We start from the raw sequence: 6,501 nt of genomic DNA on the forward strand, positions 1-6,501 counted from the left end.
ACGGACGCGCGAGGTGTGCGGTTCGGTTCCGACCGGCTCGGTGCCCCCGCGTCCGGTTCCGTGCCGTCCGGTCCGGTCCGGTTCCGTCGGGTCCGGGCCGGCCTCAGCAGTTGCCGGCGCCGACCCACTCCTCCGCGCCGTCGGAGAAGACCTGGTGCTTCCAAATCGGCACCTCGTGCTTGAGATCGTCGATCAGCCGGCGGGCGGCCGCGAAGGCCTCGCCGCGGTGGGCGCAGGAGACGGCGACGATCACGGCCTTGTCGGTGATCTCCAGCCGGCCCACCCGGTGGACCGCGGCCAGCGCCCGGACCGGGAAGTCCGCGGCCACCTTCTCGGCGACCCGGCGCAGCTCCTGCTCGGCGGTGGGGTGGCAGCTGTACTCCAGCGCGGAGACCGACTTGCCACCGTCGTGGTCCCGGACCGTCCCGACGAAGACGGTGGTGCCGCCGGCCGCGTCGTCGCCGACCGCCTCGTACACCTCGTCCAGCGAGAGCGGGGTGTCGCGGATGGCGAGCAGGCGGATGGGGTCGTGGTTGTCGGACATGACCCCATGATTCCCCATCCGGGACGCTCCGGGGCAAGTGCTTTCCGCACCGCGGTTCCGGAATTTCGCATCGTGAGAAATCGCGGGAGAGCGCCGCCCGCCGGCCGGGCCCCGCCGTCCGGCACCGGCCGATCGGAACCGGCACTCAGGACCGGCCGATCGGGACCGGCCGCTCAGAACCGCCGCCGCTTGCGGGCCCGGCGCACCAGCGCCGCCGTACCGACCAGCGCCACCGTCGCCCCGGCCGCCCCCAGGCTGGTCGCCGCCTCCTTGCCGCCCAGCCGGCGCCCGGCCACCGCGTGCTTGCCGGACACCTGCTCCAGCAGCTCGGCCAGCACCTGCTCATTGGTGTGCGCCGGGCGCCAGCCCGCCTCGTGCAGCCGGCTGCCGGACACCACCCACGGGTACATCGTGTACGCCAGGTCCCCGGCCGGGGCCGGGGTCAGGCCCAGCCGGTGCAGCCGCGCGGCCGTACCGAGCGCCAGCGAGGCCGGCAGCTCCATCCGCCGGATCCCGGACAGCCGCTCCACGTCCTCCTGCTCCAGCCAGCCGTCGCAGCCGACCGTCACCTCGCCCTCGACCAGGCCCAGCGCCGCGTACTCCAGCGCCGCCGCCAGGTCGTCCACGTGGCAGAACTGCCAGCACGGCCGGGAGCCGGCCACCACCAGCAGCCGGGGCGCCTCGAAGTGCCGGGTCAGCACGGTGTCCACGCCGGGGCCCACCACCACGGCCGGGCGCAGCACCGTCACCTGCAGGCCCGGGTGGGCGCGCGGCGCCCGGCGGGCCAGCCGCTCGATCTCCAGCAGGTCCCCGACCAGCGAGGCCTCCTCGGTGGCCCGCAGCTCGGAGTCCTCGGCCAGCGGCACCTCGTTGTCGGCCAGCGCGCCGTAGACCATCGCCGAGGTGCACAGCACCACGCGGTGCACCCCGGCGGCCGCGGCCGCGGTCAGCACCGTCTGGGCGCCGCGCACGTTGTAGGCGCTGCGGGCCCGGGCGTCGGACTCCATGCCGAAGTCCATCGCCAGGTGCACCACCACGTCGACCCCGGCCAGCCGCTCGGCCACCGCCGGGTCGCGCACGTCGAGGACCCGCCACTGCACGCCCGGCACGTCGCCGCGCCGGTCGTCCACCGCGAGGACCTTCCGCACGTGCGGCGAGGCCACCAGCCGGGCGGCGACCCGCTCGCCCAGCACCCCCGCGGCGCCCGTGACCGCCACGGTCAGCGGCCGTCCGCCGTAGGCTGGAGGCGGCGACGCCGTGGTGTCCGACGCGTCCTCTCCTCCGGTCTCTCCTCCGGTCAGCCCAGAGCGAACGTCCGAGGGCGGGGAACTCACCGGCCATCCTCCACGGTTAGCTTTATGTGCGTACGGACGTGTGTCACGTACGTCCATCCTGCCCGAGGCGAAGGCCCGGTGGTGCACCCGGCGCGGGCCTGCCGCGCGGGAGCCGCCCCGAGTCCCCCACTCCGCCGCCGCCCCGGGCGCAGACTTTCCCGCCACACCCGCATGACGGCCGACCGGATCGAGGACCCCGTGAGCGACCTTCCCTTCGGATTCGGCGTTCCGCCAGAGGAGCCCGAGGACGGCAAGGCCAAGCCCGACGACGCGCAGAAGAAGAAGGACCAGGAGCAGTCCGACAGCGGCCCGCAGCCGTTCGGCTTCGGGAGCGGCAACCCCTTCGGCGCGCTCTTCGGCATGCCCGGCGCCCCGGGCGGCCCCGGCGGCGCCGGTGCCGACAACCCCTTCGCCGCGATGTTCGGCGGCATGAACCCGGGCGACCTCGGCGCCGCCTTCCAGCAGCTCGGCCAGATGCTCTCCTTCGAGGGCGGCCCGGTGAACTGGGACCTCGCCACGAACATCGCCCGCCAGACCGTCGTCGCCGAGCCCGCCGAGGGCAAGAGCAAGGACCGCTCGGTCAGCGCGGCCGAGCGCTCCGCCGTCGCCGAGGCCGTCCGCCTGGCCGACCTGTGGCTCGACGGCTCCACCGAGTTCCCCTCCGGCGCCGGCACCGCCGTCGCCTGGAGCCGCGCCGAGTGGATCGAGGCCACCCTCCCGGTCTGGAAGGACCTGGTGGACCCGGTCGCCGAGCGGGTCGGCAACGCCATGGGCGGCGTCCTGCCCGAGGAGATGCAGGCCATGGCCGGCCCGCTGATGGGCGTGATGCGCTCGATGGGCGGCGCCATGTTCGGCACCCAGATCGGCCAGGCGCTCGGCGCGCTCGCCGGCGAGGTGGTCGGCTCCGCCGACATCGGCCTGCCGCTCGCCCCGGCCGGCAAGGCCGCGCTGCTGCCGCAGAACGTCGCCGAGTTCGGCGAGGGCCTGAGCGTGCCCGCCGACGAGGTCCGGCTCTACCTCGCCCTGCGCGAGGCCGCCCACCAGCGGCTCTTCGCCCACGTGCCGTGGCTGCGGGCCCACCTGCTGGGCGCCGTCGAGGCCTACGCGCGCGGCATCAAGGTCGACACCTCCCGGATGGAGGAGCTGGTCGGCCAGCTCGACCCCACCAACCCGGAGGCGCTCCAGGAGGCACTGGCCGGCGGCCTGCTCCAGCCCGAGGACACCCCCGAGCAGAAGGCCGCGCTCGCCCGCCTGGAGACGGCGCTCGCGCTGGTCGAGGGCTGGGTCGACGCCGTCGTGCACGCCGCCGCCGAGCCGCACCTGCCGCAGTCCGGCGCGCTGCGCGAGACCGTCCGCCGCCGCCGCGCGGCCGGCGGGCCCGCCGAGCAGACCTTCGCCACCCTGGTCGGCCTGGAGCTGCGCCCGCGCCGGCTGCGCGACGCCTCCCGGCTCTGGGCGCTGCTCGCCGACGCCCGCGGCATCGAGGGCCGCGACGCGCTCTGGGAGCACCCGGACATGCTGCCCACCGCCGCCGACCTGGACGACCCGGACGCCTTCGTCCACCGGGGCTCCGCCGACGACCTGGAGGGCGGCATCGACTTCGACGCGCTCGACAAGCTGCTCGGCGAGGCCGCGGCCGGCAAGCCCGACCTCACCAAGAAGGACGAGCAGCCGAAGACCGACGAGGACGGCACCGACGGGAAGGGCGAGCCCGCCGCATGACGGCCACCGAGACGCCCGCCACCGAGACCTCCTCCGGCCTGCACGCGGACGCCGTCCGCGCGCTGAGCGGGTGGCGGCCCGCCGACCAGGACCAGGAGCGGCTGCGGCTCGACTACCTGGAGCACCTCGCCGCGCGGCCCGACGGCCTGTACCGCTCCTGCCTGCCCGCGCACATCACCGCGAGCGCGGCGGTCGTCGACCCGGCCGCCGGGCGGGTGCTGCTGACCCTGCACCCCAAGGTCGGCATGTGGCTCCAGATGGGCGGGCACTGCGAGCCCGGCGACCGCGACCTCGCCTCGGCCGCGCTGCGCGAGGCCGTCGAGGAGTCCGGCATCCCCGACCTGGTGCTGCTGGAGAGCGGCGGCGCCCCGGTGCCGGCCAAGCTGGACCGGCACCTGGTGCGCTGCGCCGGCAAGGACCGGCCGGAGAACACCCACCTGGACGTCCAGTACATCGCGCTGGCCCCGGCCGGTGCCCAGGCGCTGATCAGCGAGGAGTCGCTGGACCTGCGCTGGTTCGACTACGACCGGCTGCCAGAGCTCACCGACCACTCGGTGCGCGACCTGCTGGCCCGGGCACGGCAGCTGACCGGCTGAGGTGCGACACCGGAAGGGGGCGCGGGCCACATCGGCCCGCGCCCCCTTCCGTCGTTCCTACGGTCGGACGGCCCGCCCTTGGCTCCCGCGCTGCCCCGCCTCTGACACCACCGCGACTCCCGCTCCGCCGCGGCGTCAGTCGCAGGAGGCCGCCTGATCGGGCCCGGTCGGGCCCGGAGCGGCGTGCCGGGCGCCGGGGATGTGCGGCAGCCGGGCCGCGGAGACCACGCCCTCCAGGTAGCCGCGGGCCCGCTCGGTCCGCGGGTAGGCCTCCAGCAGCGCCCAGAACGCCGGGCCGTGGTCCGGCACCAGCAGGTGCGCCAGCTCGTGCAGCAGCACGTAGTCCAGCACGTACTCCGGCATGCCCTGAAGACGGTGGGAGAGGCGGATCGTCCCCTCGCTGGGGGTGCAGGAGCCCCAGCGGGAGTTCTGGTTGGTGACCCAGCGGACCTGGCTGGGCCGGGCGCGGTCGTCCAGGTAGGAGGCCGACAGCTCGCGGGCCCGGGCCATCAGGGCCTCGTCCCCGGGGATCCGCCGGGACTCCTGGGCGGCGAGCTTCTCCAGCATCTGCGCGACCCAGCGCTGCTCCTCGGCGTGCGACATCCGGGCCGGGATCAGCACGATGGTGCGGTCGCCCTCGCGGTAGGCGGAGACGGTACGGCTGCGGCGGGCGCTGCGGCGCACCTCGACCCGGCTGCGGTCGTGCGCCTCGGGGGCCGTGGCACCGGCGGGCGGCGGCTGCGACGGGGCCGGCCCCGGCTGCTGCCGCTGGTCCGGGCGCCCGCGCGTGTTCGGCGCCGCGACCTGCGACCCGGACGCTGCGGGGGCACGCCGACGCGACGCCGGTGGATGGGAGTCCCGCTCGGCTGCCATGGCACACGACGTTACCCGGTACCACGGACAGAAGTCCGCTGCCATGGCCGGAATCTTTCATGGAGCGATCGGGAACGAAAAGTCGACGGGGGGTGTCCGGAAAGCGACATCGGGGAGGATGGCCAGTTATCCACAGGGCGTGCGAACGGATGGGGTGATCATAAGCACAGACCTGTGGATAACTCTGCGCACGACATCGGCGTGATGGGGCAAGCTGCGGTCAGCCGTCCGGAAACGATCGGAAGGAAGATCGTCGTGCGCCTCGCCCTCAAGCCCGCGCTGTCCCGCAGCTGGCGGGACTCGGAGACCCTGCAGTTCGGCACCGTCACCCGGTTCGCCGGGGTGCTCGGCAACGCCGACAAGACCCTCTGCGACTTCCTCGCGCTGCTCGACGGGACGCGCGACCGACCGGAGCTCCTGAACGAGGGAGAACGCATCGGGCTCGGCCGCGAACCGGCCGACACCCTGCTCACCGGCCTGGAGGAGACCGGCCTGCTGGACGACGCGGAGGCCGGCCGCCGCGCACTGGCCCGCTTCCCCGCACAGCAACGGGACCTGCTCGAACCGGACCTCGCCTCGCTCTCCCTGGTCCACTCCGGGCCGGGCGCCGCACCGGCGGTCCTGGGCCGCCGGGCCGACGCGCGGATCGAAGTGCGCGGCGCGGGCCGGGTCGGCGCCGCCGTGGCGGCGGTGCTCGCGGCGGGCGGCACCGGCACGGTCACGGTCGCGGACACCGGCCGGGTGAAACCCGGCGACTGCTCCCCCGCCGGGCTGCCGCCCGGGGACGTCGGCCGACTGCGCTCGACGGCGGCCCGGGAGGCCGTGCAGCGCGCGGCGGGGCGGCCACCGGCGCCCGTGCCCCGCCGCCGGCCCGGGGACCCGCCACCGGACTTCGTGGTCCTCGCGTCCCGGGACGGCAGCGCCGCCTTCGCGGGCGGGACGTACGAGGCCCGGCTGCTGCTGCGGGCCGGGGTGCCGCACCTCTACGTGGGCGTGGTCGAGGAGTTCGGCGTCATCGGGCCACTGGTGATCCCCGGGATGTCGGCCTGCGGGCACTGCCTGGTGCTGCGGCGGGAGGACGAGGACGCCGCCTGGCCGAGGGTCCTGGCCCAGCTGGCCGACGGAGGGCCCGGCCGGGCCCGTACCCCGGCCTGCGACACGGCGCTCGCGACGGCGGTCGCCGGCCTGGCGGCCCTGCACGTCCAGGTGTTCCTGGACGGCGGGCGCCCACCGAGCGTGGACGGCTGGTGCGAGGTCTCGGCCGGGGACGGCATGCCACGGCGCCTGCGGCTGCGCGGGCACCCGGACTGGGGGGGGGGCGGGGGGCCCCCCCCCCCCCGGGGGGGGGGGGGGGCGGGGCAAAAGAAAGCGACAGGCGGCCGCCCGGGCCCCGGGGGGCCCGGGCGGCCCCCCCACGCCCCCCCCCCCGGCC

The 6,501-nt window shown here is 75.9% G+C and carries 6 protein-coding genes; 3 read left to right on the forward strand and 3 right to left on the reverse strand.

Annotation, left to right across the window (positions count from 1 at the left end):
• Positions 1-103: 103 nt before the first annotated feature.
• Positions 104-544, reverse strand: coding sequence for a molybdenum cofactor biosynthesis protein MoaE (locus ACFCY1_RS09785; RefSeq protein WP_259316728.1), 441 nt, complete (start codon positions 542-544; stop codon positions 104-106).
• Between the two features lie 173 nt (positions 545-717).
• The gene (locus ACFCY1_RS09790) at positions 718-1,878 is read right to left on the reverse strand and encodes an NAD-dependent epimerase/dehydratase family protein (RefSeq protein ID WP_107086545.1); all 1,161 of its coding nucleotides are present in this window, start codon (positions 1,876-1,878) and stop codon (positions 718-720) included.
• Between the two features lie 198 nt (positions 1,879-2,076).
• Here ACFCY1_RS09790 and ACFCY1_RS09795 point away from each other — a divergent pair, with 198 nt between their 5' ends.
• Positions 2,077-3,600: a zinc-dependent metalloprotease gene (locus tag ACFCY1_RS09795; protein WP_375874118.1), complete on the forward strand. Its 1,524-nt coding sequence runs from the start codon at positions 2,077-2,079 to the stop codon at positions 3,598-3,600.
• Positions 3,597-4,196 carry an NUDIX hydrolase gene (locus tag ACFCY1_RS09800; protein ID WP_375874119.1) on the forward strand — a complete coding sequence of 200 codons (600 nt, stop codon included), beginning with the start codon at positions 3,597-3,599 and terminating at the stop codon, positions 4,194-4,196. The genes ACFCY1_RS09795 and ACFCY1_RS09800 overlap by 4 nt, the downstream gene beginning before the upstream one ends.
• A gap of 135 nt (positions 4,197-4,331) precedes the next feature.
• On the opposite strand, the gene ACFCY1_RS09805 is transcribed toward ACFCY1_RS09800, so the two are convergent.
• On the reverse strand, positions 4,332-5,069 hold the full coding sequence (locus ACFCY1_RS09805) for a M48 family metallopeptidase (protein WP_259316727.1): 738 nt from the start codon (positions 5,067-5,069) through the stop codon (positions 4,332-4,334).
• A gap of 255 nt (positions 5,070-5,324) precedes the next feature.
• Between ACFCY1_RS09805 and ACFCY1_RS09810 the strand changes: the two genes are divergently transcribed.
• Positions 5,325-6,501 (forward strand): ThiF family adenylyltransferase (locus tag ACFCY1_RS09810; protein ID WP_375874120.1); only part of this gene is annotated, 1,177 nt, incomplete at its 3' end.

It is taken from the genome of Kitasatospora sp. NPDC056273 (genome assembly GCF_042268845.1).
GTDB lineage: Bacteria > Actinomycetota > Actinomycetes > Streptomycetales > Streptomycetaceae > Kitasatospora.